Source organism: Winogradskyella psychrotolerans RS-3 (assembly GCF_000427335.1).
Taxonomy (GTDB): Bacteria; Bacteroidota; Bacteroidia; order Flavobacteriales; family Flavobacteriaceae; genus Winogradskyella; species Winogradskyella psychrotolerans.
This window is the reverse complement of sequence record NZ_ATMR01000041.1, coordinates 1-3,481: the sequence shown is the minus strand read 5'-3', so window position 1 is coordinate 3,481 and position 3,481 is coordinate 1. Positions and strand designations below refer to the sequence as shown.

Genomic DNA, 3,481 nt, shown 5'->3' with positions numbered 1-3,481 from the left:
AATGAAAATTGAGCCTCTTTTTTTTGTTGATATTTTTATTAGTTTACTGCAGGACAGTTACACTCATATTTCTCTCTTCTACAGTTAAAATTGAAACCAAGTGTTAATTGATGAAAACCACCTGTATTAAAATTCACCGTATTTGCTTGGTATGAATACGTATATGCAAACACAAAATTATTATAATCTACTCCTAAAAATGGAGTGATGTATTGTGATTTTTGACTACTAACACCAGATCCATCTTGGAACTCTGCACCATCTAAACTACGTCTGTAAGATAATCCACCCCAAACTTTACCAAAATCCATTTCCTTATAAACTTTAGCATTTATATCAATTGAAGATTCAGCCGTTGCATCTCTGTACATATACATGATAGAAGGTTCGTAACTCCACTCACTTCCATATTGACTAAACGTATAACCAGAAGACAATAAATAAGTTCTTAAGTTTTTAAATTCGAATTCTCCATTTTGATTATAATTTACACCATCATTATCTAAAATATTCTTAGCTGTAAAATGCGCATAGAAATCTACGAAATGATAAGAAAAACCTACATCAATGTTAAAGTTTGTAGCACTTTGTTCAATTCCTGCAACAGCTGCATCAAATTCACCTGGCGCTAACCAACTTGTTTCATCTAATTTATATTGTAAAAATCCAGCACTCAAACCAAATGACAACATATTTAAATCAATCTCATTTCTTGAAAACATTAAGTGATAAGCAAATGTTGCGTATCCACCTACAGTAGAATGATATCCATTAGAGTCATTAAAAAGAACACCTCCAATAGCAACAGGTGAATCCCCAATTCTTCCATTCATACTTAAAGTTTGTAAGCTCGGAGCATCATCAACACCAAACCATTGTTGTCTTGCTGTCAATCTCACCTTCGCACAATTTGCGACACCTGCCATAGAAGGGTGAATTAGATAATAATTATCTGTTAAATAATCAGAATAAATAGGAATACCTTCTTGGGCAAAGCTAAAATTCGCCATAAAAGCTATAAATGCTACTAAACAATACTTTTTTAATCTCATAATTTTTTATCGTTTCAAGGTAAAATGGGCTTTAAATTCTTTACGTACTCCGTTGCTTGGTTCGTCGTACTCTACTGTAAACCAGTAGTCACTCGTTGGCATAGCTTCATTACCAAACGTTCCATCCCAACCATTTCCATCGGGACTTAACTGCTTTAATAATTTTCCGTACCGGTCAAATATATAAATTTTTGCATTACTTCCAACACCTTCAATGTTCCAAGTTTCATTATTTCCATCTCCGTTGGGCGTAAAAAACAGTGGATAGTCGATAATAAACCTTGAGGTTGTTATTAATCCACAACCATTTTTATCTCTTGCCGTGATCTCATGGTCTCCTGCTGACAACCCTGTAAAGATGTTGTCATCTTGCCATGGACCTCCGTCCAAACTGTATTCATAAACACCTATTCCTATGGCTATAGCTTCTAAACTGTGATTATCTGCAAAAGCTGGTGTTAAGAGTTCTATAGTTAAACTTGGTGGTTCACTCTCTATAACGTCTGTAGTATCAAAATTAGTACAATTGGTTACCGTTGATGTGCTCATGTCAGTTACTAAGACACTATAGCTTCCTCCTTCTGCTGGCGTGATACTTGGACCTGTTACCCCTGGTATAACAGTATTGTTATAACTCCATTCAAAACTATAGTCCGTTGCTGATAAACCTGTATCTATCACTAGTGGGTCTAATGTTTCAGTACCATTAGTATTTAAACATAGGATATACGTCTCTTCTAAATCAAATTCTGGTAACGGATTAACTTGTAAAGTAACTTCTGCTACGGCATAACATATAGAGGTATCATTGCCTGTGGTACCATCTGGTGTATCATTATCTACTCGTGCATAAATAACTTGTGGGTTAACTGTATTTTCATAGAGTGTTGGTAATGGATTTACCTTTAAGTCCGCATCGTCTTGCGTTTCATAATAGGTTACCATATAGTTTAGTGGATCTTGACCGTCTAAAACTTCTGCATCCCTGGTGGTTAAATCGAACTGTGCACTATCATTGGTTGGATCTCCATCAGTTTCCATCTCATCATCACAGGTTTCATAAAGAATTGGTGCCATGTTTGGATTAGCTTGTGCTGCTTCTTGCACTTCGATATTAAAGCTTTGTGTGCTAATTGAACATCCTGTTACATTGTTTGTAATGGTCACAAATATCTGCTGTGGGTTGTTTGTGTTTGAGTACAAACTTACTAAACCATTCATACCAGCTTCGGCATCAACTAAATTATCGTGATAGCTCACTATAAATTGCGTTGGATCTTGACCATTTAAAACTTCGTCGTCTTTAGTGGTTAAATCAAAACTATCAAAGCCATCGGTATTTAATTCACATTGTATAAAATCCGTTACGGCCACAACTGCTGGTAATGGATGCACTATGATTGTAAAATCAACTAATGCATAACAGCCAGTAGCATTATTGGTCACCCTTACATAAATCTCTTGCTCTGGTGTTTCCGTGTTGCTATACTGCATTGGGTCTGGTATCACATTGCTTGCTGAGTTGGCATCGTCTAAACTCTCATAGTAGCTTGCCGTCACTCCGGCTTCTCCATTAAGAATGAGTATTTCATTTTCCGTAAGATCAAAAACCTCTACTCCATCTCCGGTGTTAACGTCATCACACAACTCTAAGTTTGGTAATTGATCGCTTGGTGTTGGTGTTGGATTTGGCAATACGCGTATCGTTAATGTTGCAAAATCTACACAACCTGTATCCGTATCGGTAACGACGACATAAAGCGTTTGTGGATTAGCACCTAATCCGTTTATAGACGTATTGGTATACTGTGTTGGATCTGGTATCACATTCGTCTGAGATTGTGCATCGGCATTGGTCTCATAATACGCTACAGACCAACTTGCATTACCTCCTGTGATTTCATTATCCTTCACTGTTAAATCAAAGGACGTGAACTCATCTCCTGGTGTTTCACCTAAGTCATCACACACACTCAATTGTGTGGGTTGTACGGCTACTGGGGGTAAATTAACTTCTAATTCAAATAGCCCTGTATCCTGACAACCTGTGGTTGGATTAAACAAACGCACATAAATGATTTGTGGATTTGCGTTATTGGTATAATTACCAACATTGATAATAGGATTGTTTCCACTTACAGCATCTAATTCGCTAACATGGTAAGTCAATACAACTTCTAATGGGTCTTGACCGTTTAAAATCTCATCATCTTTAGTGGTAAGATCAAATTGGGTGATTCCATTATCATCGGTATCACATATAGTGTAAGATTCTATACTTGTTGGCACTTCTGGTGATGGTAATACAATTAATTCTAGTGTATTTGCAGTTAAACTAAAACAGCCGGTTAAGGTGTTTTCTGAACGCACAAAAATCATTTGGTTATTCGCTACAATGTTGGTATACAATCCTGTGATTGGGTTATCAT

The 3,481-nt window shown here is 36.5% G+C and carries 2 protein-coding genes; both read right to left on the bottom strand.

All coding sequences use genetic code 11. The annotated features are described in order from the left end of the window. Nucleotides 1-38: 38 nt before the first annotated feature. Nucleotides 39-1,052: a PorP/SprF family type IX secretion system membrane protein gene (locus ADIWIN_RS03485; RefSeq protein WP_020897600.1), complete on the bottom strand. Its 1,014-nt coding sequence runs from the start codon at nt 1,050-1,052 to the stop codon at nt 39-41. Nucleotides 1,053-1,058: 6 nt separating this feature from the next. Next, the coding region (locus ADIWIN_RS03480; RefSeq protein WP_040756462.1) for a T9SS type B sorting domain-containing protein at nt 1,059-3,481 on the bottom strand (2,423 nt) is incomplete at its 5' end.